Annotated in this window: 26 protein-coding genes; 11 read left to right on the top strand and 15 right to left on the bottom strand. The window is 44.2% G+C overall.

Features of this window, described 5'->3' with window-relative positions:
* The 3 genes from sodC to FTT86_RS03770 form a co-directional block, all read right to left on the bottom strand.
* Complete coding sequence (sodC, locus tag FTT86_RS03780; RefSeq protein WP_005108558.1) at positions 1–543, bottom strand: superoxide dismutase family protein; 543 nt, start codon at positions 541–543, stop codon at positions 1–3.
* A 122-nt stretch (positions 544–665) separates the two neighbouring features.
* A complete protein-coding gene (locus FTT86_RS03775) occupies positions 666–1796 on the bottom strand; it encodes an AI-2E family transporter (RefSeq protein WP_224216247.1) in 1131 nt (376 codons plus the stop codon).
* A 128-nt stretch (positions 1797–1924) separates the two neighbouring features.
* Entirely contained in the window at positions 1925–2569 is a 645-nt protein-coding gene (locus FTT86_RS03770) for a ParA family protein (protein ID WP_180180598.1), read from the bottom strand.
* Between the two features lie 124 nt (positions 2570–2693).
* On the opposite strand from FTT86_RS03770, the gene FTT86_RS03765 reads away from it, so the two are divergent.
* Together FTT86_RS03765 and FTT86_RS03760 are read left to right on the top strand one after the other, a co-directional pair.
* Entirely contained in the window at positions 2694–3161 is a 468-nt protein-coding gene (locus FTT86_RS03765; protein WP_180180597.1) for a Holliday junction resolvase-like protein, read from the top strand.
* 26 nt (positions 3162–3187) lie between these two features.
* Positions 3188–3766, top strand: coding sequence for a hypothetical protein (locus FTT86_RS03760; protein WP_180180596.1), 579 nt, complete (start codon positions 3188–3190; stop codon positions 3764–3766).
* Between the two features lie 18 nt (positions 3767–3784).
* Here the strand turns inward: FTT86_RS03760 and FTT86_RS03755 are convergent, their stop codons facing one another.
* A complete protein-coding gene (locus tag FTT86_RS03755) occupies positions 3785–4414 on the bottom strand; it encodes a class I SAM-dependent methyltransferase (RefSeq protein ID WP_180180595.1) in 630 nt (209 codons plus the stop codon).
* A 191-nt stretch (positions 4415–4605) separates the two neighbouring features.
* Here FTT86_RS03755 and FTT86_RS03750 point away from each other — a divergent pair, with 191 nt between their 5' ends.
* A complete protein-coding gene (locus FTT86_RS03750; RefSeq protein ID WP_004281559.1) occupies positions 4606–5169 on the top strand; it encodes a hypothetical protein in 564 nt (187 codons plus the stop codon).
* Positions 5170–5243: 74 nt separating this feature from the next.
* Here FTT86_RS03750 and FTT86_RS03745 read toward each other — a convergent pair whose 3' ends face one another.
* Positions 5244–5576 (bottom strand): HopJ type III effector protein, encoded by a 333-nt coding sequence (locus tag FTT86_RS03745; RefSeq protein WP_180180594.1) that lies wholly within the window; start codon positions 5574–5576, stop codon positions 5244–5246.
* 174 nt (positions 5577–5750) lie between these two features.
* Between FTT86_RS03745 and crcB the strand changes: the two genes are divergently transcribed.
* Entirely contained in the window at positions 5751–6131 is a 381-nt protein-coding gene (crcB, locus tag FTT86_RS03740; RefSeq protein ID WP_180180593.1) for a fluoride efflux transporter CrcB, read from the top strand.
* Between the two features lie 89 nt (positions 6132–6220).
* On the opposite strand, the gene FTT86_RS03735 is transcribed toward crcB, so the two are convergent.
* Entirely contained in the window at positions 6221–6472 is a 252-nt protein-coding gene (locus FTT86_RS03735; protein WP_004732342.1) for a type B 50S ribosomal protein L31, read from the bottom strand.
* Between the two features lie 96 nt (positions 6473–6568).
* Positions 6569–7867, bottom strand: a complete 1299-nt coding sequence (locus FTT86_RS03730) for an AarF/ABC1/UbiB kinase family protein (protein WP_180180592.1) — start codon at positions 7865–7867, stop codon at positions 6569–6571.
* Between the two features lie 287 nt (positions 7868–8154).
* Here FTT86_RS03730 and FTT86_RS03725 point away from each other — a divergent pair, with 287 nt between their 5' ends.
* The gene (locus FTT86_RS03725; RefSeq protein WP_004281552.1) at positions 8155–8361 is read left to right on the top strand and encodes a DUF1737 domain-containing protein; all 207 of its coding nucleotides are present in this window, start codon (positions 8155–8157) and stop codon (positions 8359–8361) included.
* A gap of 42 nt (positions 8362–8403) precedes the next feature.
* Here the strand turns inward: FTT86_RS03725 and FTT86_RS03720 are convergent, their stop codons facing one another.
* Complete coding sequence (locus FTT86_RS03720) at positions 8404–9762, bottom strand: MATE family efflux transporter (RefSeq protein WP_180180591.1); 1359 nt, start codon at positions 9760–9762, stop codon at positions 8404–8406.
* Positions 9763–9801: 39 nt separating this feature from the next.
* Complete coding sequence (locus FTT86_RS03715; RefSeq protein ID WP_180180590.1) at positions 9802–10260, bottom strand: DMT family transporter; 459 nt, start codon at positions 10258–10260, stop codon at positions 9802–9804.
* A gap of 126 nt (positions 10261–10386) precedes the next feature.
* Between FTT86_RS03715 and hemW the strand changes: the two genes are divergently transcribed.
* Complete coding sequence (gene hemW, locus FTT86_RS03710) at positions 10387–11541, top strand: radical SAM family heme chaperone HemW (RefSeq protein WP_180180589.1); 1155 nt, start codon at positions 10387–10389, stop codon at positions 11539–11541.
* 172 nt (positions 11542–11713) lie between these two features.
* Positions 11714–12658, top strand: a complete 945-nt coding sequence (locus FTT86_RS03705; protein ID WP_180180588.1) for an HNH endonuclease — start codon at positions 11714–11716, stop codon at positions 12656–12658.
* A 77-nt stretch (positions 12659–12735) separates the two neighbouring features.
* Here FTT86_RS03705 and FTT86_RS03700 read toward each other — a convergent pair whose 3' ends face one another.
* The 5 genes from FTT86_RS03700 to hemF form a co-directional block, all read right to left on the bottom strand.
* Positions 12736–12945, bottom strand: a complete 210-nt coding sequence (locus FTT86_RS03700; protein WP_004281542.1) for a cold-shock protein — start codon at positions 12943–12945, stop codon at positions 12736–12738.
* Between the two features lie 347 nt (positions 12946–13292).
* The gene (locus tag FTT86_RS03695; RefSeq protein WP_180180587.1) at positions 13293–15116 is read right to left on the bottom strand and encodes an acyl-CoA dehydrogenase C-terminal domain-containing protein; all 1824 of its coding nucleotides are present in this window, start codon (positions 15114–15116) and stop codon (positions 13293–13295) included.
* A 398-nt stretch (positions 15117–15514) separates the two neighbouring features.
* Positions 15515–16303, bottom strand: coding sequence for a shikimate dehydrogenase (aroE, locus tag FTT86_RS03690; protein WP_180180586.1), 789 nt, complete (start codon positions 16301–16303; stop codon positions 15515–15517).
* Positions 16304–16402: 99 nt separating this feature from the next.
* Positions 16403–16609, bottom strand: a complete 207-nt coding sequence (locus tag FTT86_RS03685; RefSeq protein ID WP_180180585.1) for a hypothetical protein — start codon at positions 16607–16609, stop codon at positions 16403–16405.
* 134 nt (positions 16610–16743) lie between these two features.
* A complete protein-coding gene (hemF, locus tag FTT86_RS03680; RefSeq protein ID WP_005263791.1) occupies positions 16744–17700 on the bottom strand; it encodes an oxygen-dependent coproporphyrinogen oxidase in 957 nt (318 codons plus the stop codon).
* A 238-nt stretch (positions 17701–17938) separates the two neighbouring features.
* Here hemF and hemN point away from each other — a divergent pair, with 238 nt between their 5' ends.
* Positions 17939–19312, top strand: coding sequence for an oxygen-independent coproporphyrinogen III oxidase (gene hemN / locus FTT86_RS03675; RefSeq protein ID WP_180180584.1), 1374 nt, complete (start codon positions 17939–17941; stop codon positions 19310–19312).
* A gap of 139 nt (positions 19313–19451) precedes the next feature.
* On the opposite strand, the gene ribA is transcribed toward hemN, so the two are convergent.
* Positions 19452–20054, bottom strand: a complete 603-nt coding sequence (gene ribA, locus FTT86_RS03670) for a GTP cyclohydrolase II (RefSeq protein WP_004281536.1) — start codon at positions 20052–20054, stop codon at positions 19452–19454.
* 309 nt (positions 20055–20363) lie between these two features.
* Between ribA and dxs the strand changes: the two genes are divergently transcribed.
* The 3 genes from dxs (at position 20364) to FTT86_RS03655 (ending at position 25646) form a co-directional block, all read left to right on the top strand.
* Positions 20364–22274 carry a 1-deoxy-D-xylulose-5-phosphate synthase gene (gene dxs, locus FTT86_RS03665; RefSeq protein ID WP_005263785.1) on the top strand — a complete coding sequence of 637 codons (1911 nt, stop codon included), beginning with the start codon at positions 20364–20366 and terminating at the stop codon, positions 22272–22274.
* Positions 22275–22388: 114 nt separating this feature from the next.
* Positions 22389–23219: an inositol monophosphatase family protein gene (locus FTT86_RS03660; protein WP_004281534.1), complete on the top strand. Its 831-nt coding sequence runs from the start codon at positions 22389–22391 to the stop codon at positions 23217–23219.
* Between the two features lie 552 nt (positions 23220–23771).
* A complete protein-coding gene (locus FTT86_RS03655; protein WP_004281533.1) occupies positions 23772–25646 on the top strand; it encodes a DEAD/DEAH box helicase in 1875 nt (624 codons plus the stop codon).
* Positions 25647–25708: the final 62 nt, after the last annotated feature.

Here is a 25708-nt window from a genome sequence, read left to right as displayed (position 1 = left end):
TTAGATCACCCCACAGGCAATACGTTCACCGCCGCCACCCAAGGGTAATGGGTTATCGGAATAATTGTCGCCACCGGCATGTACCATAATGGCACGACCCTGAACATCAGCCAGTTTCAGACGTGGCGCAAGCAGGGTGACACGTGCAGTTCCATCTGTATTGACTTTCAATGCTGGTAAATCACCTAAGTGACCAGTCACTGGTGTACCGTGATGCGGTGCCTGATTTGGATTGTAATGGCTACCTGCAGCCAGTGCTGCGCCCATCTTGCCGTCTTTCATGGCAGGCGCGCATGAACCATTTTCATGAATATGGAAACCGCGTTCACCCGCAGGAAGTTGTTTCAGGTTGGTACGAATGACAAGACCGGCTGGGCTGTCACTGAGTAATACGGTCCCAATCTCTTGGCCCACACCTTGAGCATTTACAGCATTCACAGTCACTGCTCTGACCACTTCATTTGATGGGGAGGTTGATGCACAACCGGTAAAAAGTGCGGCGCTTAACGCGCAAAGTGTCGTAATTTTAAACAATGAAGACATGATTTTGGCATCCTGATCTTTATTCTGTTTTGTGAATTCATTTAAACAGAGCAAGATCAGAAGCTCTATATAGAATCAGTACTTAAATGTTTTGTTTTGTTTAAGTCGATTCTATCTATGCTTTAAGGTGCCTTGGGCGGTGTGTCTTGTGTTTCCGGATCAATCTCATGTGCCATGGTGGCTTTAGGCATCATTAAAGGTTCATTCAGATTACTTTCATGTAACCATTCACGCCAGATTGCAAGCAGCACAGCCAGAATCACCGGGCCAATAAACACCCCGACCAGACCAAAACTGGCAATACCACCCAAGACTCCAAACATGATCAGCAGGAAAGGAATCTGGGTTGCGCCAGAAATCACCAGTGGACGAATGACGTTATCGGCAGTACTGACAATACAGACGCCCCAGACCATGACCCCAATGGCTTCAATGGTTTGTCCTTGTGAAAACAGCCATAACGCCACCGCACTATAGGCGAGGGGTGGGCCAAAGGGAATCAGGGCAAAAATAAAGGTCACAATGGTTAAAACCATCGGATTCGGCACACCTGCAACAAAATAGCTCAGACCAGCCAATAAGGATTGTGCAATTGCGGTCAAACCGACGCCATATACTACGGCACGTGTAGTCGCAGAGATGGTCGAAAAATAATGATGTACACGTGGACCGACCACCATTTCAAAGGCTTTACGCACCTGATTTAAAATGGTCTGACCATCACGGTAGAAGAAAAACAGCGAAAGTATCGCAAAACATAATTTAAAGATGTTTTTACTAACTTCATTCAACACCACTTTGCCGTAATTCAGATGGCCTTGAATCCAGGTCGATACCGACAGTGCAATACTCTGCGGATCAGTGTTAATTTCATTTAAGGTTCGGGTAATTTCCTTGCCGACAATCGGAAGCCCGCGAATAAAATCAGGGACATTCAGGTGACCGGAAAAGACCTGTCGCTGCAATTCAAAATACAGGTTACGACCTTCGTGCTGCAGCATGAAAATGGCGAAAATAAATGGCAGACCAAAGACCAGAATCACGGCCAAGATCATTACGGTTGCACTTAATGTCGGTCGATTGCCGCATAGGCGTAACACCGACTGATACAGCGGCCAAGTCATATAGGCAATAATGGCTGCCCAAACTACAGGAATGATGAAATACTTGAGTATATGAAAACTCAAAAAAATCAGGATAAAGAACAATCCAAATAATAAGACTTTTTGTAATGTAGGCGCGTACTGTTGCACTGAATTTAATGACTCATTTTTTAGGTCGTGTTGAGGCATATTAACTGAAAAAAAAGCGATCGAAAATGATAGCTAGCCAAGTAGCGAGATTATTTTCCCAAAGCTATGCCATGATTCAGCTGATTGACTCAAAACCACTGACTCGGATCATCAATAATGGCATTCAGTACCGGTTGCCATTGAGCCTGCAGTTCCCGGTAGATTTTCTGAGGTTTATCAAAGACGGACAGGCCTTCCATAGCCAGTCGGCTATAAGGGGCGCGTTCCGAAATCCAAGCTACCGGCTGCTGGTTGATCTTGTCAAAAAACTGCTGTATGTCCTGATTGCTGGCGGCATTTGCTTTGGTACGGTTGGCCAAAAGTAAAATTTCAACCTTGCCCTTACGGATACGTTTGATGTCCTGCAAATGTTTGAGAAAACGGCGGGTCGAATCGATATCAAAAAAAGAAGGCTGGATCGGGATAATAATCGCATGTGCTTCACTGATCAGCTGTTCGGCATGATCGTCACTTAAAGCGCCTGGTGCATCAATAATCAGGTATTCGATCTGTTTCGGCGCATCACCAATAGACTTGCTGTTGCGCCAGTCCAGACTTTGGATCTGTGCCACCTGTGCCGGACGATGCTTAAGCCATTGCAATGTTGATTTCTGGTTGTCGGCATCGGCCAATGCCACCTTATAACCCTTTTGTGCGAGTGCTGACGCCAAACTAATGGCTGTCATGGTTTTGCCACAACCGCCTTTCTGATTCGCAACTAAAATTGTTTTCATGACTCAAGGTGATTTTATTCTGTTCCGGCCTAGCATATCATTCTTTTCAAGTATGCAAATGGCCGAAGTCCTCAACTTCAGTCGAATGCGATGCTATAAAAATCAGGCAAATTAGGAAGATTGAATGTCCATATGGATGGCCATGCTGATTGGCGCATGTATCGGGGTGGTATTAACCACTATTATTTTAAGTCAGACGCGTAATGGACGGATCAAAGCCGAATATGAGCAGTATATTGCCGAGCTGGAACTGGAGCATCAGCAGTCCCTCATTGTCGCGCAAAAACGCAGCGTGAATACCAGCCGTGCAGTCCTCAAAGGTAAAATGGCGGAACAGCTCGCGCCGATCATGCCGGAATTTCAATATCTGCCGAGTGATGCCAAGTTTCTGGGCGATCCGGTGGATTATGTAGTCTTTGATGGCTATACCGATTTTCGTGATGGCGAAGGCGAAGCTGAAGATATTGAAGTGGTTTTGATTGACATTAAAAGTGGTGGAGCACGTCTGACCAAAGGCCAGCAAGCCATTGCCCGAGCGATTCAGGAAGGGCGGGTACGTTTTGAAACCATTCGGATTGATTTTCAGGATTGACCAAAATCCAGTGAAGAATAAAAATTATGCAAAAATTACTGATCAATGCGCTGCTGTTTATGCTTGGACTCTGGGTCTGGAATGAGTTTTTTCGTGCCATTCCGCATCTGCAAGAAAAAGGCGTACTTAAAAACTTTAAAGTAGAACCCGTTAAGCGCATTTCCGCGACTTATATTGTGCATGATCACCGTTTCGTAAAACCTGATCGTCGGGTGCTGCATCAGGCCAGCCCTGTGGTGGGGCATTTTAATGATCTGGCCTATCTGAGTAATATTGATGTGCTGTTGCTGACTCAACCGCTGCCCGCTATACAGGCAAAACTGGAGTTTGATGAAGCAAAACGCTGCTATCAGCTCGAAGGACAAACCAATAAAGCGGAGCGTGACTTCGTCAATACGCATGTACAGTATTTTAGTCTGATTGCTGCCACTGAAAAAATTGCCGATCAGATTCGCCGGCTAAAATCGGGGCAGAAAATCACGCTCACTGGTGATCTGGTGACAGTTCATTCAGGCACGACTGGACAAGAATTCCGGGTCGGGACGGGCTCTGAATATCGTGCTCATTGTCAGTTGCTGCAAGTAACCCACCTTCAGCCACACTAAATATAAGATGGTCGTAAATTAGCTTCCTGGTTTACGAACACGTGCTAACAACATACGTTGGCCAATCTTGGGTATACCCTCGGCATCTACATAACTTAAAGTTTCTATTTCAAAACCGGTTTCCAGCAAGGCGGTCTCAATATCCCGATTCAGATGACAGCCATCTGCGACTTTCTTTTGAATGGGAGTGAGTAAATGTTGTAGACGCTGAATATTTAAATTTTGTCGATTCAGAACATGTTCGACGACATGTAAAGTCCCACCCGGTTGTAGCACACAATAAATTTCCTGCAGGCTCTGTTCCAGCTCTGCAATACTACAAAGCGTCCAGGTAGACACAATATTTTCCACACTATTTTCGGCAAAAGGCAAAAGTTCTACGCTGGACTGAATATGCTCAACCTGAAACCCTGCCTGTTGAATTCGCGCTTCTGCCAGTTTGAAGATCGCCGGATTTGGTTCTAGTGCATAGACTTTATCAACCGATTGATAAAAAGGCAGATTCAAGCCGGTACCAAAACCAATTTCTAGCACTTCACCGGAAATATCCAAAAGCAGTTCACGACGCAAGTCCATCAAGGATGGTGTTTGCATCACCTGATTCAGCAGATGCGGAAAGATATGTTTTTGATAAAGTTTATACAGCATTTGAGTTATTTTAATTTGATGGAAATACGTTCTAGCTTAACTGAAAAATAAAATGACAGGCATATATCGAGCTGACTAAATACGTGCAGTTTGTTACCAAGTTCAACTGTTTATTCATTAAAAAATCCGTAAGATCAAGGAACATATCCTTAAAACGTTTGATCAACTTGATTAGGATTAGATTAAAAATTATGTTCAAATACGTTAAACATTATGCTTTGCTGGCCAGCCTGTTGCTGCCTATTTCGGGCTATAGCTCGGTCGACCACAATATTGCCAAAGGTTTGCCTCCTGTCGTTAAAGGCCAGTCAATTTCGGTCTTGCAGCCTTTTAAAGGTGATTTTCGTATTCTGGGTTCCAAGGTTTATAGTTCTGACCCGCAAGCCAAATTCTCTCCGATTGATTATGCTGTCAGTTGGGGGCTGTTTGCCGAACCTGAAATTGCTCGACATATCACGGTCAATCAATATGACCGCTATTTGAACTGGAAAATGGATCGGGTGCCAGTGCCGGTAGAACAAGCCAAGCAGATGGTGTCCAATATGCATATCATTCCCGCTAACCCTGAAATTGCTAAGGCAATTAAAAAGGTAAAGCGTGGCGATCTGGTGCGTATGCAAGGGGAACTGGTTGAAGTGCGTGACAAAGATCTGGTCTGGAAATCGTCTTTAACTCCGACCGATACGGGTGATGGTGCTTGTGAGGTCTTCCGCGTCAGTTCCATTAAATGGATCGAAAAAGTCGGTAAAAGCTAAAACATACTTCATGCACGCTTCTGAGTTGCAGATAAAAAACCGCTCCTTTGAGCGGTTTTTTATCTGCTTAGAACTTACTTCGCAGTTAAAGCTTGACCTTCAAAGGTAATTCCATCCCAGCCATTCAGTATAAACTGGCGGATATTCTGATGATCAGTCGCCTCTGGCGTCGCGAGTACAGAAGCATAATGTTCAGCAAACAGACTTAAGGTCTGTGCCTGATCCATACCATTCAATTGTGCAAAAGAAAAGACTTTGGCGCTGCCCTGGTTTTCTGTAGCCGCATTATTCTGCTGGCCATTTTTAAATGCAGTCGGTGTATGCGTATAACGCGATTCGATATAAGCAATCACATCTGCAAATTTTGCTTCGCCTGCTGCCAAATGGGCCAATAAATCCTGTGCCATGCTGTTTTTCCTGTGCCATTCATGAAAATTCGATGTGATAAATATAGCAATTTTCTTGCGAAGTTCCATGGTATTTCATTGATTTTCGGTTCAAGATAACAGTGAAATTTATCCAGGCTGAATACGAAACTTTGGATAAAATAAACTTGATCAATAAATAGAACAGGAAAAAATATGGGCTGGCTTTGGGTGGCAATGGGTGGGGCAATCGGTGCCAGTCTGCGTTATGCAGCAGGACTTTGGCTGTTTAAACCACAAATGCAATTTCCCTGGTCCACCTGGTGGATCAATATTCTAGGCTGTTTATGTGCTGGGATTTTTTTTGCCTGTAGCCAAAAATATCCAGTACTCCAGCAAGAAGCTCGTCTGTTTTTAATGGTAGGGATTCTCGGGGGTTTTACCACATTTTCCAGTTTTGGCTTGGAAAGCTTTGTGTTATTGAAACAAGGCGCTATGGGCCTAGCGCTGTTATATGCATTATCTAGCTTAATTGGCGGCATTATTGTTCTGGCACTGGGCTTTTATTTAACTTCAATCGTATTGGCACAGAGTTAAAATAAGCGCATAAAAAAGTCAGGAAATTGGAGGTCATTTCCTGACATAAACCACGATTTAAATCTTAAGATAATCGAGGGTTTTCGGTTTTAGCCCCGTTTAAAGCGGCCAAAACGTTTGTTGAAGCTTGCCACACGCCCTTCATTGCTGGTCTGACGTTGCTCGCCCGTATAGAAAGGATGGGATGCACTCGAAATATCTAGTGTTACATAAGGGTATGTTTTACCTTGATATTCTTTGGTTTGGCTCGAGTTCATCGTGCTGCCAATCACGAAATAGGCATCGGCATTGGTATCATGGAATAACACTTCACGATACTCGGGATGGATATCTGAACGCATATCTAACTTCCTCATGATTCTTGATTGAATGTTATAATGTAACATTTAATATTTCAAGTAATCTAGGGTTACAGCGTGTAAGCCTATCGTCTCAACTTAGCTTCGACTCGGTACCAGTTCTTCAAATACATCACTTAAATCATCATGTACTTTGAGATGAATCAGGTTCCAGTATTGTCCTGAAATTGTGCGATTCACCATCAAGGTATCAGGAGAGGGCTTAAATACATCCCAATATTTCAACGAAGGTTTCAGCAACTCCATCCCATCATGATGCGCTGAGTTTTCGGCAAAATCATAGTCAGTGACCAGAGGACGCATGAGCACTTCCAGCCACTGTTCATATAATTCTTTCGGGAATTTTCCAGTTTCAGTCAAGGAATGCAGCGCATCCAGCTGTTGCTCGATCACGGGAATATTCTTCTCGCGTGCAGCATGGATCAGTTCCCTAAAATGTCCAATCACTTCAGTCGATAAGGTTTTGACGCCACCATAGTCATAAACAATCACAGAGCCATCTTCACGAAATGCAAAGTTGCCTGGATGCGGGTCACAGTGAAAGCGTTTCAGATAAAAAATTTCCTGACCAATGGCGCGGAAGAGGCGGCGGCCTAAAGCATTTCGGGTTTCGAGTGGCCAAGTGCTGGCAGTTTCGATACTTTCACCAAGCTCTTGGCTTAAGGTCAAAATATGTCGCGATGAATACTCATGAAACACTTTCGGAATCACAATTTTATTGTCCAGAGGCTCATGGAAGGCACGGGCGATTTCCAGATTCTGGGCTTCAATTTCATAGTTCAGCTCATTGTCCAGACTGTGCTGAATTTCTTTAAATAATTGATCTTGAAGTTTACGGTCAATCTTTAAGACGCCCATCATGCGCAGTGCCAGACGAACTTGTTTCAGGTCGCTTTCGCAGGCTTCATCCACACCAGGATATTGTACTTTGACCACAACTTGCTGGCCATTCGGTAGGGTGGCTTTATGCACCTGACCAATCGAGGCCGCGGCAAATGGCTGCTCATCAAACTGCTGGAAAAGTTGCTGTAAAGGTTTACCCAATTCTTTTTCCACTTGTGCCTGAATTTCTTTAAACGGCATCGGTGGCGCCTGACGCTGTAACTTGGCAATGGCTTTAGCGACTTCGGGCGGGAAAACATCTTTATATTGAGAGGCGATCTGACCAACTTTCATGACTGCGCCTTTCATTTCCCCCAAGGTATCCGCAATCTGCATACCAATATCCTGAAATAATTTACTGCGCGCAGTGTTTTTCTGCTCGTCATCGGCAGTTAAATTTTTAATGGAATTGGAGAGGGTTTTACCTGCAATACTTGCGGTCATTCCGGCAAGTTTCATAAAGCGACGACCGGGTGTGCTAGCCGTTTTTGCCATGCGAGATTCCTTGAAACCAACTATGAATGGATGTATTTGATCATAGGTGACAACGGTTCAATTGCCTAGATTTAATTGTAGAGGTTGTGTTGTGATTTCCTTCAGCTTCTCCATGTTTAATGCATCATCTTTGATTTGTTAAAAGATTTATCTTTATTGCTTGCGTTTAAACTATAAGAATATGCCGGAATCCGTCATCGTTTTAGATAAGACCGAGTACTAATTCTGAATGTTGTTTTATAGCTAAAAGCTTAGAATAAACAGAGTATAGTAATGAAGAAAATTCAATGAAAGTCTATCGATATTTTACCGGGAAAGATGATGTACATTTTTGTGCGCGGGTGACCCGTGCCTTAAATGAAGGTTATGAGCTATATGGTTCACCCACCATGACTTTTAATGGTACGGATGTAATTGTGGGGCAGGTGGTGATTAAAGATGTAGTGGATGAATCTGAGATTCCACAAGGATTAAAAAATGCGCTGGATCTTTAATCTCAGCGCATTTTCTAGCTTAAATTAATCAAATAAAAGTGTTTAGTTGTTTAGACTTAAGCGTTTATTATTGCCATATAAACGGCCCAATAAAAGTATACAAGCTACGCTGAGGCCTACAATCAGGCCAACCCAGACACCGGCGGCGCCCATGTCGGTAAAGCGGGACAAATACACCCCGACCGGGAAGGCGATGACCCAGTAAGCCAGCATGGTAATCCACATTGGCCCCTTGGTATCCTGCATGCCGCGCAGACAACCTGCCGCACTGATCTGCCAGGCATCCATCAGCTGATAGGCAATGGCAAACAGAATCAGATACACCGCAATTTGGGTCACGATCAGATCTGAGGTGTAGAGTGCTACGATTTCATTGCGGAAAACCCAAAGCAGAATCATGGTCAGGATCGCCAGAATAGTGGCAGTAATCAGGCCGAGATATTGTACTTTACGCATGGCTTGCCAGTTCTGTTCACCATAGTAGGTGCCAACCCGAATGGTCAGGGCAATCGCCAGTGACATGGGAATCATGAACAGTTGTGAAGTGACAGAAATAGCAATCTGATGGGCAGCGACAATGGTCTCACCCAAAGGACTCAGCACAATTGCAGCAGTACTGAAAATACTGACCTCAAAAAAAATTGCCAATCCGATTGGAAAGCCAAGCTGTAAGATGCGCTTCATCCATTCCGGGTTGATTTTTTCCCAATGGGTAAAAGGCTGGGTACGTTGATAGGCCTTATTTTTAAAGATATACAACGCGAGGGTGATGACCATTAGCCACTGTAAAATCGCCGTGGCAAACCCACAGCCTGCACTGCCTAGGGCCGGAACAGGGCCAATACCATACATAAAGATATAGTTCAGCGGAACTAGCAAGACCAGCGCCAATAAACTAATCACGGTCACCGGACGCGGATTTCCAATCGCTTCAGAATAGCCGCGTAAGGCCGCATACATGGTTACCGCTGGCATACCAAAACCAATCGCATGCAGAAATAAACCGGCTTTAGGTTGTAAGCTTTCCGGTACACCTAAAAGTGGCAAAGTGGCCGGCAAGAGTTGCAAAATCAAGCCGGCAATTACCCCAAGAATCAGGGCAACCCAAAGCGATTGACGTGTAATGGTGGCAATTTTTTCAGGTGTGCGTGCGCCATTGGCCTCAGCAACCAAAGGCGTCGTGGCAATCATAATGCCACTAAACAGCAGCATCACCGGAATCCAGAGTCCTACTCCGACGGCAATCGCGGCAAGATCGGTAGCAGACAGGTGACCGGCCATAATGGTATCAATCAGACCCAGACCAGCCTGAGAAAATTGGGTCACCAGAATGGGTAACATCAGATGAAACAGTTTTTTTAATTCAAAACCAAAGGTTGTGACTGGTAAAACATTCGACACAAAAATTACTCATCGTGATCATGTGCTTAAATAGAAGGTTTAGCGTTGTAAAGTGAGAAGCACACCAATAAAAATTACCACGCCGCCTAAAAGACGTTGCCAATTAATCGGCACTTTTTCATTACCCAATAATCCCAGATGATCGACCAGCATCGACATCACCATCTGACCAAAAATAATGAGACCGCTAAGAACCAGAAAGCCAAGTTTGGGTGCTGCATAAATGCTCATACTAATCGCGTATACACCCACGATTCCCCCTAGCCATAAATACCAGGGAACACTCATCAATTCCTGTAAACCGGGTTTGGGATTGGACTGAAAAAGTACGATTACGGCGAGCACTATTGTACCAATCAAAAAGGAAAAAAATGCAGCTTGAATAGGAGAATATAAATATTCTTTCAGTTGTGTATTAATTGCAGTCTGGAGTGTCAATAAAACACCGATTGCAAAAACCAAAGGAAGTAAAATAATAAGTTGAGAAGATATTTTCATAATTTTAACTGACTAATTCTGTTTAAATTTTTAGGCATATCACACGATCAAATTTAATTTTAGCAGTGTTGCCGCCTAGTCATGTTAAAATTCGGCTATATCTTGTAATCGTTTTTGAGTAGTTCTTTGGCTGAATTGAATCCTGCTGCTGTCCCTTTGTCCTTATATATTCATATGCCTTGGTGTGTGCGCAAATGTCCTTATTGTGACTTCAATTCGCATGCGGTTCCGGATGGTCAATTATCACTGGAATTGGAACAGGAATATTTACGAGCACTGGTGGAAGACTTTAAAACTCAGGTCGATTTTGCCCAAGGCCGGCAGATTCACAGTGTCTTTATTGGTGGGGGGACGCCGTCACTGATTTCTGCCCCAGGCTATCAATGGTTATTTGATCGGCTCAAAGCCGTTATTCCCTTTGCCGAAGGCTGTGAGATTACGCTGGAAGCCAATCCCGGCACAGTCGAACATGATCCGTTTGCCGGTTATTTACAGGCCGGAATTAACCGTCTGTCGATTGGGGTGCAGAGTTTTAATACCGAGCATCTCAAGCGTTTGGGACGGATTCACAGCAATGAAGATGCGATTTCTGCCATTGGGTTAGCACGTGAAGCCGGCTTTCAGCGCATTAATGTCGACTTGATGCATGGTTTGCCTGAACAGACCTTGGATCAGGCTTTGCATGATTTAAAATTGGCCGTGGAACAGGGTGCTACACATATTTCCTGGTATCAGCTAACGATTGAGCCAAATACGGTATTTTTCCGGACTCAACCGATTTTGCCTGTCGATGAAGTATTGGAAGATATTCAGGAGCAGGGTGAGCTCTACTTAAAAGCGCAGGGTTTTATCAACTATGAAGTTTCGGCTTGGCGTAAAGAACTGCCTTCAGCACATAATCTGAATTACTGGCAGTTTGGTGATTATCTGGCAATTGGCGCCGGAGCACATGGCAAAGTCACTCAGACAGATGGCGTGTATCGGTTCCAGAAAACCCGTTTACCTAAGGACTACTTAGCCAAAGTACCTGCCGAGCATGTGCAGTTTAAGCGGATTGAAGATGCCGACATGCCATTTGAATTTATGATGAATGCGTTACGTTTAAATCACGGCGTGGAAGCCAAGCTCTATGCAGAACGTACTGGCCTGAGTCTGGATCGCTTGAATGAGTTGCTGAGTTCTTTGCGTGACAGAAAGTTAATGGTCGATGATCAAGATCGTCTTTCATGTACCGAGCAGGGGCATATCTTTTTAAATTCGGTACTGGAAGAATTTCTTTAATTATTTAATTTCCCCATTGTTCTAAAAGAAACCCTAATAGGATTCTATTGGGTTTTTTTATTGTCTTAAATAAAATGCCTAAATTCTGATTGACGCTTTCTTAGAGAGAAGTTTTCTGAGAATATTCAAAGATTAAATTAAATGAATATTATAATTTCTAGAGGGTGGGCAGGTGGATATATTATGGGATTTTCAACAGCTGGATTTAACTAATACCCGATTCTTTATTTTTGATAGTAAAAGTGATCATCTGGTTTATGAAGATCGGGACTTTAAAGAATATCATTGGGATCAGTCTAAATATAATCGAGTCAGGGAAGGGGATTTCTTTTTATATCGACGACCGCAAAAAGCCTCTGAAATTAAAAATCAATTCTATCTTTATGGTGCAGGCCGTATAGCCAAGATTATTGCACCTACTGCCATTCCTCAAAATCATCAAAAACGCCGAACCAAACCGGTCTTTGCGAAAGTGATCGATGGTATACGTTTTATAGATCCTATTCTGCAGTCCGATTTGGAAGATTTTCAATGGACTTTTAAACCACGCGGAAATACTTGGGAATATTTTTTTCAACAATATGGCATGAATGAGATCACGGCAGATGATTTTTGGCGATTACTTAAATTAGCAGGAATAGGCGAAAAACAGGATGCTTTGTTAGATACGCATTTACGTCAAGAAATCCTCGATTATAGTGTTGAAGATCAATATGCCAATGTAAAAGTTCGCGGTTCGCCACACCAGGAATTTGCTTTACAAGTTAAACTTAATTATCAATATCAATGTGCGATCTCTGGTATTAAGACCAAAGCCTTTTTAGTGGCTTCTCATATCGTACCTTGGTCTGAAAATCAGGTACATAGAAGAAATCCGCGTAATGGAATTTGTTTATCTTCTTTATTGGATCAAGCTTTCGATCAGGGATTTATCACGCTAGATAAAGGGCTTAAAGTGTGTCTTGCGAATCAAGCCAAGCAAGATGCGAGTTTATACGCCTATTTAAAACTTTATCACGGTAAACGAATCGACGTACCAAAACGTTTTGCCCCTGATCCGGTATTTTTAGCCTGGCATAGAGCACACCGGTTTTTAGAACAACCCAATGATCTTTAAAAGCGAGCGGTATGAGAGAAATGATAGGCACAAAAAAAGCACTCTAAGAGTGCTTTTTTCAATATCTTGCTTCTAAATTATAGAGCAACGATATTTACAGCTGTCGGGCCTTTTTGACCTTGAGCTACGCTGAAAGAAACCTTTTGGCCTTCAACTAAAGTTTTGAAACCTGAACCAGTGATTTCGCTGAAATGAGCAAAAACATCTGGACCTGATTCTTGTTGAATGAAACCGAAACCTTTAGTTTCGTTGAACCATTTTACTGTACCGTTAACTGTATTAGACATAATATAACCTATTGAATCGTATGAATTTATAGCCAAAATTTCAGATGACTAACTGTAACTTTGAAAAATAAAAAGGATGGAGCTTTTTGATCTGTAATACGAAGGTTTATGACTAAAACTGCGATACTTAAAAGAAGACTAACCAAAACAAGAATTTTTCTAGTTGGGATTATCATACCGCTTATTTTGAGATATACAAGCGTTTTATTTGGCTAATTTATTAGGATGTTGAAAAATATAAAATTAAATTTGTATATTTTCTATCCAGAAAGGTTTTTTAAGTTGAAGAAGGGCATCTACATCAATAAAAAGAGCGCCGAAGCGCCCTTTTCAAGTCAATTTACAGCTTAGTAATCGAAGCTAAAGTGTTCTGGCGCGAGTGCCGTCATGGTTTTAGACGGATTCACCATCGCTTCTGCATGACCTTGGGTACGTGGCAGGATACGTTCAAAGTAGAAATCAGCAGTTTTGATTTTTGCTTTATAGAACTCTGGTACTTCCGCACCATCGCCAGAAGCCAGTTTGGCTGAAGCGACTGCGGCTTGTTGTGCCCAGAAGTACGCCATCATCACATAACCGGAGAACATCAGGAAATCGACTGATGCAGAAGAAACGATGTCGCGGTCCTTACGTGCAGCCAGCATGATACGCACAGTTAGTGCATTCCACTGTGCACAGAGCTTGGTTAAATCCCAGGCAAAGCGGCGCATATATTTATTACGTGCATGCTGACCGCAGAATTTCAGGATTTCAGCAGTGTAATCACGAATCACTTTGCCTTTCGAGGTCAACAGCACTTTACGACCAATCAGATCCAGTGCCTGAACGCCTGTTGTGCCTTCATACAAGGTAGAAATACGTGAGTCACGTACGATCTGTTCCATGCCCCATTCTTTGATATAGCCGTGTCCACCGAAGACTTGCATACCGTGATTTGATGCCTCATAACCCATTTCGGTCAGGAAGCCTTTCAGGATTGGAGTATAGAACCCAAGATGGTCATCATGCTGTTCAAATGCTGCAGTATCGCCACGCAGCAAAGCATCATTCATGTTGTCGGCAATTTTTGCTGCATGATAAATCATGGCACGGCCACCTTCAGCAATGGCTTTTTGCGTCAATAGCATACGGCGGACATCAGCATGGTGAATGATCGCATCCGCTACTTTTTCCGGATCTTTTTTGCCAGACAGGGCGCGCATTGACATACGCTCTTTGGCATACGGTAAAGCACCCTGGAATGACAATTCAGCATGACAAATACCCTGAATCGCAGTACCAATACGCGCCGTGTTCATAAAGGTGAACATAGCGTGCAAGCCTTTATTCGGTTCGCCAATCAGGTAGCCAGTCGCATTGTCAAAATTCAGTACAGCCGTTGCTGAAGCGCGAATCCCCATTTTGTGTTCAATCGAACCGCAGTTCACTGGATTACGCTCGCCGATCCCGCCATCTGCAGCAGCAATAAATTTCGGTACGATAAACAGAGAAATCCCTTTGGTACCTTGCGGCGCATCTGGAAGGCGTGCCAGTACGATATGTACGATATTTTCAGTCAGGTCGTGCTCACCTGCGGAAATAAAGATTTTGGTGCCTGAAATGGCATAGCTGCCATCTTCTTTCGGCTCTGCTTTGGTCTTAACTTGACCCAAGTCAGTACCACATTGCGGCTCAGTCAGACACATGGTGCCCGCCCAAGTTCCTGCAACTAAGTGAGGCAGATACGTGTTTTTCTGCTCATCGGTACCATATTGCATGATAGTGTTGATACAACCCACACTTAAACCCGGATACATCTGGAATGACCAGTTTGCAGTCCCCATCATTTCCGATTTGATCAGGTTTAAAGACATTGGCAGGTTTTGGCCACCAAATTCTTCAGGATAAGACAGACCTTGCCAGCCACCTTGTACGAACTGGTCGTAAGCTTCTTTAAAGCCTTTCGGTGTTTTTACTTCGCCATTTTCAAAATGACAGCCTTCTTCATCACCGCTTTGATTCAACGGCGACAGTACATTTTCACAGAAATCTGCAGCGCCTTCTAAGATCATATCTACCATGTCGGCATCGGCATATTCACCATTCGACAAATTCTGGTAGTGCGCAGGGTAGTCAAGCACTTCATTCATAAGGAAGCGAATGTCGTGTAAAGGGGCTTTATATGCTGGCATGCGTTTAATCCTGATTGAAATTAGTTTTGGATTATCTGTATCGATTCTTTGATTATTCACATTCGGGATAAAAAAACATTGATGAATTCAGTGAATAAAAATGTCAGAAAAGCGAATCGATTTTTAAGGCTAATGAATGAAATCATCGAATTTCATCATTAGGTGTTTACATTACAGGAAGATTAAAAACTTGTTATATCAATGGAATTTAATGAGTTAAAAGGTGATTTGTCCAGTATATTTTTGTATGAATTGTGCTCGGATTCAGGTCGCAAAATAACTCATTCTAAAATGTCATTAAAACCAATTCATGGTTTTTCAGCTTATAAAAAGTAGTAGGAGGAGAGTAAAGGGTTGCAGTTGCAACCCGAACTGAACTCATTGGAGAGATAGGGGTTTTAAAGAAACTCTTTTAAATCCGGCTTGATACCATTCCAGATGTAAAAAGATTCAATTGCCTGACCGACCAGCATGCCAAAACCTTCAGATGTCGGTACACCGCGTACTTTGGCTTGATCGAGAAAGGAAGAAGGTTTGCCATAGGCCATTTCATAGGCCCGTTTAAACTGTAACGCCTCTGGTAAAACCAAAGCATCACCACTGAGGCTGGCAGAGGTGGCATTAATCACCAAATCAAATTCACCGGCTAAATTGTCTAGTGAAATCGCCTGTAATTCGACTTGAGGTACGGCATCCTGAAGATCAGCGACCAGTTGTTCCGCGCGTGCCAAGGTACGATTGGCGATTACGATTTTTTTCGCACCTGCTTGGGTGAGTGGATAAATCACACCACGCGTGGCACCGCCTGCTCCAATAATCAGAATATTGGTATTTTCCAGTGGCCAGTCTAAGGCACGGATGGCTTCAACCAGTCCCTGACCATCGGTATTGTCGCCATGCAGGATGCCATTTTCCATCCATAGCGTATTCACTGCTTTGGCAATTTTCGCCCGTTCACTCAGCACCTGACAGTGGGCAAAAGCCTGTTCTTTAAAGGGTACGGTGACATTCATGCCACTACCGCCATTGCTAAAGAATTCCTGAATGTTGGCTACGAAGCCATCCAGTGGCGCCAGACGCTTGGTGTAACTCAGGTCGACACCAGTTTTAGCAGCAAAGGCGTGATGCAATTCTGGAGAACGTGATTGTTCAATCGGGTTACCAATCACGGAAAATTGTTTGCTCATTTCACAATGTCCATGTGCGGAAATGGCCATCAATATACGTGAAAAAGCGCAGAGACTAAAGCCTGCGCGATTTTAAATTGCTGTTAAGTGATCCGGGTTTTAGGAACTGCAAATATCCATAATATGTTCCGCAAACATCAGCGCCATACTGAGAACAACCCCAAACCCAGTCAGGATACTCACCAGAATAGCGGCGCCATCCAGAATCAGGTTGTGACTCAAAATTGCGGTACTCATCGCGCTGATGGCGAGAGCCAGAAAAAGCCAAAAGGCCAACATAGGTAGATTTAATTGAAGATTATGCATTGTTATTCTCACTAGACATCAAATGGAATATGATCGATGTAGCGATAGGGTGCCGCGATCAAATCAGGTATTTCTATGCAGCAGTATAGAGGATATATCTATTAAAACAGCCCTCTATTTGAGGGCCGTTTGTATCATTTCATTGCGTTGGATTTTAATTCTGTTAACCAGTTATGTGGTTTCAGGTAGTAATCTGTTAAACGTTTTTCCGGTGAGCCCTCATCCCATTCAGGGCGATATGACCATCCGGTAAGCGGGGGCAGGCTGACCAGAATCGATTCAATCCGGCCACCAGTCTGCAAGCCAAACAGGGTGCCGCGGTCATAAACCAGATTGTATTCCACATAACGGCCGCGACGGTATAACTGAAACTCGCGTTGTGCTTCGGTATAAGGCTTATCCTGATTGCGCTGGAAAATCGGCAGAATGGCTTCTAGATATCCATTGCCTACAGCCTGCATATACTGGAAACAGGTTTCAAAATCCCATTGATTCAGGTCGTCAAAAAACAAGCCGCCAACGCCACGCTGTTCATCACGATGTTTCAGATAAAAATAATCATCACACCATTGTTTATGTTCAGGATAAACCTCTTCGCCGAATGGCGCACATAGATCATGCGCCGTTTGATGCCAAGACAGTACATCTTCATCATTCGGATAAAACGGGGTCAGGTCAAAACCGCCACCAAACCACCAAATCGGATCTTGGCCTTCTTTTTCAGCCACAAATAAACGCACGTTGGCATGCGAAGTCGGTATATTCGGGTTTTTTGGATGGATGACCAGTGATACCCCCATCGCTTGCGCTTTGGCACCGGCAATATTGGGATGGCGTTCGGTCGCAGAAGCAGGTAGCTTGGAAATGTTGATGTGGGAGAACATTACCCCACCTTTTTCAATCACCGTACCATTTTGCAAAACACGTGAACGGCCACCACCACCTTCTGGACGCTCCCAGTCATCGATGATAAATTCGGCCGTACCGCCGCCAGCACGTTCCTGCTGTTCTAATGCTGCACAAATCCGTGCCTGCAAGTCGAGGAGAAATTCACGAACGTGTTGAATATCCGTAGATGTAGGATGCTGCATCAGAGCCCTCGTAGGGAAATAAAAAACTAACGACATCAAAGCATAAAATCAGTCAAAGATTAAGGTCTAATTTGGTGATGCAATTCATCAGCCCAGACATTACATTCCACTATTCATAAGCAGAATGCATCATTAAATCCGACTAAATGGCTAGGTTGAATTCTTTTTTCAAGCTCAGCACAATAACTCACAAGCGCTCATTGGCTTGAGCATTTCTCGACGGTAATAGGTGGGTCTCATGTCGGTACAGGTCAATTCCCTGATTCAAAAATACAATGTTCCCGGGCCACGCTATACCAGTTATCCCACTGTTCCGTATTGGGAAGAGCAGAATTTTTCGCTTGAACAATGGAAGCAAACGCTAAAAAAGTCTTTTGATGAATCCAATCAAAGCGAAGGCATTAGCTTGTATATCCACCTGCCATTTTGCGAAAGCCTGTGTACCTTCTGCGGGTGTCATAAGCGCGTGACCAAACGCCATGAAGTCGAACAACCTTATATTCAGGCACTGCTGAAAGAATGGGGTCTATATTACGAGTTATTACAAGAAAAGCCCATCATTAAAGAGATTCATTTTGGTGGAGGAACGCCGACCTTTTTTTCAATGGCACATCTGGCTCAACTAATTCAAGGCATTCTGGCCAAAGCAGACGTAGCGCCTGAGTATGAATTCAGTTTCGAAGGTCATCCCAATAATACTACGCGTGAACATTTGCAGGGATTGTATGACCTGGGTTTTCGTCGGGTCAGTTATGGTGTGCAGGATTATAACGAAACCGTGCAAAAGGCGATTCACCGGATTCAGCCTTATGAAAATGTTAAACAGGTGACCGAATGGGCGCGAGAAATTGGCTATGAATCGATTTCCCATGATCTGGTCTTTGGTCTGCCATTTCAGAGTCTGGATGATGTTTTAAATACTATTGAACAAACCAATTCGCTCTTGCCGGACCGTCTGGCTTTATATAGCTATGCACATGTGCCCTGGATTAAAGGTAATGGTCAGCGCGGTTTTAAAGATGCCGATGTGCCCAAAGATGCGATCAAACGGGAATGCTATGAAGCGGGTAAAAAGAAACTTCTGGCACATGGCTATCATGAAATCGGTATGGATCATTTTGCCTTAGAGAAAGATGCGATGTACCAGTCCTTTCAAGCGGGAACATTGCACCGCAACTTTATGGGATACACAGCCTCTAAAACCCAGGTGATGATTGGGCTAGGCATTTCTTCAATCAGTGATAGCTGGTACAGCTTTGCGCAGAATGTGAAAACCATTGAAGAATATTATGAATGCCTGGCGCGCAATGAAATTCCGGTATTTAAAGGACATGTCTTAAATCAGGAAGATTTGATCATCCGGCAACATATTCTAAATTTGATGTGCAGCTTTAGCACCTCATGGGAAAATTCCGAGATGCTTTTCCCTGAAATTGATGAGGTTTTGGAACAGCTTGAGGAAATGGCACAGGATGGTTTGATTCAATTTTCAGACTCGTCAGTCACGATTCTGGAGAAAGGGAAACCATTTGTACGCAATATTTGTATGGCTTTTGATTTACGTTTAAAGCGACGCATACCGGAGAACCGGATTTTCTCGATGACGATTTAATCTTCCCCTAACCCCATTTTTAAGAAAGATAGGGAAAACCTCCCCGAGCAAGACTTAAGCATTGCTTTAAGTCGAAGCGCAAGAAAGGGAGGTTTGGAGTGGTTAAGTTAAAATAAGGTAGGACAGGGTTTTAAAAATATTAAAAATCATCTTTTTTATAAAGATGTGCCATGCGTTCGTGCTTGGTCTTGAGATATTGTTCATTAAAAGGGTTTAAACCCACAGTCAAAGGCACACGATCGATCACGTTAATTCCCTGGGCTTTTAAAGCCTCAATTTTAGAAGGGTTATTGGTCACCAGGCGTACTGCTTTCACCTGTAAATGATCCAGCATGATGCTACACATATCATACTGGCGTGCATCTGCGGGCAGGTTCAGCATTAAATTGGCATCTACGGTGTCATGTCCCTGATCTTGCAGAGCATAAGCGCGAATTTTATTGGTCAGGCCAATGCCACGACCTTCCTGACGCAAATACAGAATGACTCCGCGGCCCAATTCATTGATCAGTTTTAAAGTCGCTTGCAATTGCGGGCCACAGTCGCATTTGAGCGAAGCAAAGGCATCACCGGTTAAACATTCAGAATGCACACGCACCACTACAGGCTCATCTGATATTTCTTCAAGTCCTTTGGAAAGTGCGACATGTTCTTCGCCAGTCTCAGGGTCTTGAAATACAGTAATTTTAAATTCACCGTGAGCGGTAGGTAATCTTGACGTTGCGACAAATTCGATTGGCACAGCTGAACCCGTTAAATCCTGAAATTGGCTAAAGTATAGCGTAATGATTGAACATTGGTAGAATTGCAAAGTCGAAATTCTGCAATAGATTTTCTTTTTTGTAGAAAGCGAACGATAATAGTTGATAAATAGTAAGATTATTCAGGATAATCGTAGGCTGCAATTTTTTCACCCCGACGAGATCATTGTTTAATATTGCATCGCTAGAAGCGTAGCTGAATTGAAGCTGCTACAATTCAGCTATATGATCGGGTACTCCCCATTGACCTAGCTTTAGATTTGCCAGGCTTTAGAAGGCTTTGCCATAATATGCTGTATACAGAAATCCCAACTCAACGCCCTGTAACACCGTTGCTTGATGCGATCAATCATCCTGAGCAACTGCGTGCACTCGAGCAAAGCCAGCTAGAACAAGTGGCGGATGAGTTACGTCAATTCATTTTGTATGCTGCCGGGCAAAGTGGCGGACATTTTGGTGCCAATCTCGGTGTGATTGAACTCACCGTGGCTTTACATTATTGCTTTAATACACCGCATGACCGCCTGATCTGGGATGTAGGTCATCAGGCCTATCCGCATAAAGTGTTGACTGGTCGTCGTGAACAGCTCACCACGATTCGTGCCAAAGATGGTCTGGCTGCGTTTCCGGCTCGTGAAGAATCTGAATTTGATACCTTTGGGGTAGGGCATTCTTCGACGGCGATTTCTGCTGGCCTAGGTATGGCGCTGGCACGTCGTTATCAGAACAAGCCGTGTGAAGTGGTATCGATTATTGGCGATGGCGCCATGACGGCAGGTATGGCTTTTGAAGCTTTGAATGATGCCGTGGCACACAGTGCTGATCTGATGGTGGTGCTGAACGACAATGATATGTCGATTTCTTGCAGTACCGGTGGTTTTGCCAAACATCTGGCTGCCATTTGGGAGCGCGGTGAGTTCGTTAATGTTACCGAGCAGGGTGAGGCATATGTACAGCCACATCCAGAATGGTTGTATAACTCGCGTTTGCATAGTGCAGCAACCGATGCTGCAGATAACTTATTCCAAGCCATCGGCTTTGACTATTTTGGCCCGTACGATGGTCATGATGTCAAACAGCTGGTGCATGTCTTTAATGCGCTGAAAAAGCGTAAAGGCCCACGCCTGATTCATGTCTATACTAAAAAAGGCAAAGGCTTTGCTCCGGCAGAATCCGATCAAATCAAATATCACGCGATTAGCAAAATCAACGCCGTTGCCGCCAGCAATACTGCACCGAAATATTCGGATGTATTTGGGCAATGGCTTTGCGATGAAGCGGCACAAGACACACGTTTGCTCGCGATTACTCCCGCCATGTGCGAAGGCTCAGGCATGGTGAAGTTTGCCAAAGAATATCCAGAACGTTTCTTTGATGTCGCGATTGCCGAACAGCATGCGGTTACCTTGGCTGCCGGTATGGCTTGTGAAGGCTTGAAGCCGGTGGTTGCAATTTACTCGACTTTCCTGCAACGCGGTTATGATCAACTGGTACATGACGTGGCTTTGCAGAATCTGGATGTTACTTTCGGTATTGATCGTGCCGGTCTGGTTGGTGAAGATGGCCCGACGCATGCCGGTGCTTATGACTATGCCTATATGCGTACTATCCCGAATATCGTGATCATGGCGCCGAAAGACGAAAATGAATGCCGTCAAATGCTGCATACAGCGTATTTGTATCCAGGGCCGGCAGCGGTACGTTATCCGCGTGGCAATGGACTGGGCGTCGATATCCAGCAAAAGATGATCGAGATTCCGATCGGTCAGGCGGAAATTGTGGCCAGCTTTAATGGGCAGTATGATGAATATATTTCTGTACTGGCATTTGGTAGCCGGGTACAGGCTGCAGTCGACGCTGCTGAAGCATTTGCCGTGAAACATGAGATTGGCGTGCGTGTGGTTAACATGCGTTTTGTCAAACCACTGGATACTCAAATGCTCGATGATCTCGCTTTAAGCACCAGTCTGTTTGTCACGGTGGAAGAACATGCAGTGATGGGCGGTGCGGGTAGTGCCGTGAATGAATATCTGGCAGAAGCGCAGATTGTCAAACCGATACTGAATTTGGGTCTGGATGATACATTTATGGCACAAGCGACTCATGCACAGATGTTACAGCAGGCGGGGCTGGATGCGCAAGGTATTGAAAAATCAATCAATCAGGCTTGGTCCAACCTAGGGCAAAGCGTCTTGTCATAATATCTTAAAAATTTTAGACACATTTTTCCCAAAAAAGCCCTGATATTTGCTAAGATATCGGGGCTTTTATGCATTATTCTTTATCAGTGTCTTCAAATTTGTAGTGGGTGTTCAATGGAACCTATGGTGGTGATGGCTGCGCGTGCGGCTCAGTTAGTTGGTCAAGAGCTTTTAAAAGCGCATCAGAATCGTCATAAACTCGATCTACAAGTCGAAGAAAAAGGAATTGATGGTCCGGTAACGCGTGTAGATCGTTATTTGGAACAGTTGACCATCGATACCCTACGTAAAAGCTATAAAAATCACAGTTTCCTTGGTGAAGAGTTTGGCTATCAGGAAGGTAAAGGTCATGACGCCGATTGGTGTTGGGTGATCGATCCGCTAGATGGTACTTTAAACTTCATTAACGGTTTCCCGCATTTCTGTATCTCTATCGCAGTTCAGCACAAAGGCATTACTCAACACGGGGTGATTTATGACCCGGTGAAAGATGAGCTATTCTCTGCCAGTCGTGGTCGTGGTGCCATGATGAACCAGCGCCGTATTCGTGTGAATGTTAAAGACAGCCTGGAAAATACCTTTATGGCTGTTGGTCACGCTTATCGTGCCAAGCGTAATGGCGAAGTTGTGTCTTATGCCAAGAACCATTTTCAAACCCTGTTAAACGTAACTGAAGCTGGCGCGCAATATCGTCGTTCAGGTTCTGCAGCATTGGATTTAGCCTATGTTGCTGCAGGTCGTTTCGATGGTTATTTCGAACTTGGTTTAAAGCCTTGGGATATCGCAGCTGGCGAATTGATCGTGAAAGAAGCAGGCGGTACTGTAGTTGATGCACGTGGTGGTAGCGACTCTATGGAAAATGGTCAAGTTTTGGCTTGTTCAATGAAAATGCTTAAGCCTTTAATGCAAGCAGTTGTTCCTGCTTGGGGCGAAGCAGCAAAATAATCGGGTTTAGATGAATCAGATCTAATATTGAGAAAAGGCGTCCTTCGGGATGCCTTTTTTATGCATGGAAATTTAAGTCGCGAGAGACTGATGCAAGATTGTTTGTCTATGCTTGAATACTGGAAATATCAGGTGAATTGGCGAAAAGTGACTTTTTATACCGCCTGTTACATTTTTTATTATATTTTAAGTATCAGAAATATATAGATAAATTATGAATAAGGAAAATTAGTTTTAAAACTTAATGACATTGTGGAATATTCTGCTATAATTCTGCCACGCACTTAATTTCTGTTCTTTACCTGAACACTATCTTCTAATCATTGTATGCGCGTGCTGTCCATAGAGAGGACATATCCTTCGCGCCCCAATCGCTTAAGCGATTCCTTCAGGTTTGCGGCCGTAATCATGCGTGCGTTATATCCACATCGTCGTTACTCGGATCGCTGCTGAATCCTAATATTTTCAGCATTATTTGCTGTGCCGCTTTTTGCCGATGTCCATAATTGTTATTTATTAAATGGAGCACCCACTTCAGGGTGAATACTCTCTATGAGCAAAACTTTTGCTGATTTTTCCCTCGACGAATCTCTAACCCAGGCTCTCGACGCTTTAGGCTTTACTACTCCTACTCCTGTACAAGAACAAGCGATTCCAGCTGCGCTTGAAGGCAAAGACCTTCTTGTGTCAAGCCAAACAGGTTCTGGTAAAACTGCTGCATTCTTACTTCCTACGTTAAATGCGTTGGCAAACCAAGATACATTAGTACCGTTTAAAGACCGCATGAAAGCGGTTACTCAACCGAATATTTTGGTGATTTCACCGACTCGTGAATTGGCACAACAGGTATGTCAAGACGCGATTGCATTTGTACGTCACATGAAAGGCGTGCGTATTGCCGCAATCATGGGCGGTATGCCTTTTGGTAAGCAAATTCAACAGTTAAAAGGCGCGCAAGTTGTTGTTGCAACTCCAGGTCGTTTACTTGACTTGGTGAATCGTCGTCAAATCAAATTGGATAAAGTTGACGCATTAATCGTCGATGAAGCTGACCGTATGCTTGACCTGGGTTTCTCTGAAGACTTAGAAGCAATTGGTGAGTTGGCTGCAAACCGCAAACAAACTCTTATGTTCTCTGCGACTTTTGCACCACGTATCATTACACTTGCAGAACGCATGATGAATGACCCAATGCGTATTTCGATCGAAACTGGTCACTCTACAAATACTGATATTACTCAGACTTTGCATTGGACTGACGGTTTCGAGCACAAGAAAAAACTTCTTACTCACTGGTTAAACGAAGAAGACGTTGATCAAGCAGTAGTATTTGCGTCAACTCAAGAAGACACAGATATGTTGGCTGAAGAACTTGCTGAAGCAGGTCTATCAGTTGTAGCACTTCACGGTGCTATGCCACAAACTGTTCGTAACCGTCGTTTACGCAGCATCCGTGAAGGTCGTGCGAAGATCTTGGTTGCAACTGACGTTGCAGCGCGTGGTCTTGACGTACCAACTATTTCACACGTAATTAACTTCGGTCTTCCAATGAAGAATGAAGACTATGTACACCGTATCGGTCGTACAGGTCGTGCGGGTCGTACTGGTAAAGCCATTACTTTGGCGACTTACCGTGAACGCGGTAAAATCCGTGCTTTAGAAGACTTCCTTGATGCGCGTCTAAACGTATCTGAAATTGAAGGTCTTGAGCCATCTCCACCTCCTGCACGTGGTAGCCGTGATGGCGCTGGTCGCGGTCGTGGCCGTGATGGCGGTCGTCGTGATGGCGGTCGTGGTGGTTTCGGTGGTGGTCGTCGTTTTGAAGGCGAAAGCAACTTCAAACGTCGTGAAGGCGGTGATGATCGTCCACGTCGTAGCTTCGATGACAAACCTCGTGGCGAACGTCCAGCATTTGGCGAAGATCGTCCACGTCGTGACTTTGGTGATCGTCCAGCTCCACGTCGTGAAGGCGGTTTCGGTGATCGTCCACAACGTTCGTTTGATGACCGTCCAAAGCGTGACTTTGGTGATCGTCCAGCTCCACGTCGTGAAGGCGGTTTCGGTGATCGTCCACAACGTTCGTTTGATGACCGTCCAAAGCGTGACTTCGGTGATCGTCCAGCTCCACGTCGTGAAGGTGGTTTTGGTGACCGTCCTCGCTCTAATGATGACAACCGTGGCAACCGTGTAGACTACAAACCAGCTCGTGAAGGTGGTTATGGTGATCGTCCAAAACGTGATTTTGGTGATCGTCCAGCTCCACGTCGTGAAGGTGGTTTCGGTGATCGTCCAGCGCGTTCATTCGGTGATGACCGTCCAAAGCGTGATTTCGGTGATCGTCCAGTACGTCGCAACTTTGATGACAAGCCACGTGGTGAACGTTCGTTCGGTGGTGAAGATCGTCCACGTCGTAAATTTAACGACTAATTCAGTCGCTAGATGAAGATAAAAAACCGGTAGAAATACCGGTTTTTTTTATGCATTGAGTT

It is taken from the genome of Acinetobacter sp. YH01021 (assembly GCF_013420255.1).
Taxonomy (GTDB): domain Bacteria; phylum Pseudomonadota; class Gammaproteobacteria; order Pseudomonadales; family Moraxellaceae; genus Acinetobacter.
The sequence above is the reverse complement of the archived record's forward strand: the minus strand, read 5'-3'. Positions and strand labels throughout refer to the sequence as shown.

Coding starts and splice junctions, on each gene's coding strand:
- sodC (WP_005108558.1), bottom strand. CDS start 543: ATGTCTTCATTGTTTAAAATTACGACACTTTGCGCGTTAAGCGCCGCA.
- FTT86_RS03770 (WP_180180598.1), bottom strand. CDS start 2,569: ATGAAAACAATTTTAGTTGCGAATCAGAAAGGCGGTTGTGGCAAAACC.
- FTT86_RS03765 (WP_180180597.1), top strand. CDS start 2,694: ATGTCCATATGGATGGCCATGCTGATTGGCGCATGTATCGGGGTGGTA.
- FTT86_RS03760 (WP_180180596.1), top strand. CDS start 3,188: ATGCAAAAATTACTGATCAATGCGCTGCTGTTTATGCTTGGACTCTGG.
- FTT86_RS03755 (WP_180180595.1), bottom strand. CDS start 4,414: ATGCTGTATAAACTTTATCAAAAACATATCTTTCCGCATCTGCTGAAT.
- FTT86_RS03750 (WP_004281559.1), top strand. CDS start 4,606: ATGTTCAAATACGTTAAACATTATGCTTTGCTGGCCAGCCTGTTGCTG.
- FTT86_RS03745 (WP_180180594.1), bottom strand. CDS start 5,576: ATGGCACAGGATTTATTGGCCCATTTGGCAGCAGGCGAAGCAAAATTT.
- crcB (WP_180180593.1), top strand. CDS start 5,751: ATGGGCTGGCTTTGGGTGGCAATGGGTGGGGCAATCGGTGCCAGTCTG.
- FTT86_RS03735 (WP_004732342.1), bottom strand. CDS start 6,472: ATGCGTTCAGATATCCATCCCGAGTATCGTGAAGTGTTATTCCATGAT.
- FTT86_RS03730 (WP_180180592.1), bottom strand. CDS start 7,867: ATGGCAAAAACGGCTAGCACACCCGGTCGTCGCTTTATGAAACTTGCC.
- FTT86_RS03725 (WP_004281552.1), top strand. CDS start 8,155: ATGAAAGTCTATCGATATTTTACCGGGAAAGATGATGTACATTTTTGT.
- FTT86_RS03715 (WP_180180590.1), bottom strand. CDS start 10,260: ATGAAAATATCTTCTCAACTTATTATTTTACTTCCTTTGGTTTTTGCA.
- FTT86_RS03700 (WP_004281542.1), bottom strand. CDS start 12,945: ATGTCTAATACAGTTAACGGTACAGTAAAATGGTTCAACGAAACTAAA.
- FTT86_RS03695 (WP_180180587.1), bottom strand. CDS start 15,116: ATGCCAGCATATAAAGCCCCTTTACACGACATTCGCTTCCTTATGAAT.
- aroE (WP_180180586.1), bottom strand. CDS start 16,303: ATGAGCAAACAATTTTCCGTGATTGGTAACCCGATTGAACAATCACGT.
- FTT86_RS03685 (WP_180180585.1), bottom strand. CDS start 16,609: ATGCATAATCTTCAATTAAATCTACCTATGTTGGCCTTTTGGCTTTTT.
- hemF (WP_005263791.1), bottom strand. CDS start 17,700: ATGCAGCATCCTACATCTACGGATATTCAACACGTTCGTGAATTTCTC.
- hemN (WP_180180584.1), top strand. CDS start 17,939: ATGTCGGTACAGGTCAATTCCCTGATTCAAAAATACAATGTTCCCGGG.
- dxs (WP_005263785.1), top strand. CDS start 20,364: ATGCTGTATACAGAAATCCCAACTCAACGCCCTGTAACACCGTTGCTT.
- FTT86_RS03660 (WP_004281534.1), top strand. CDS start 22,389: ATGGAACCTATGGTGGTGATGGCTGCGCGTGCGGCTCAGTTAGTTGGT.
- FTT86_RS03655 (WP_004281533.1), top strand. CDS start 23,772: ATGAGCAAAACTTTTGCTGATTTTTCCCTCGACGAATCTCTAACCCAG.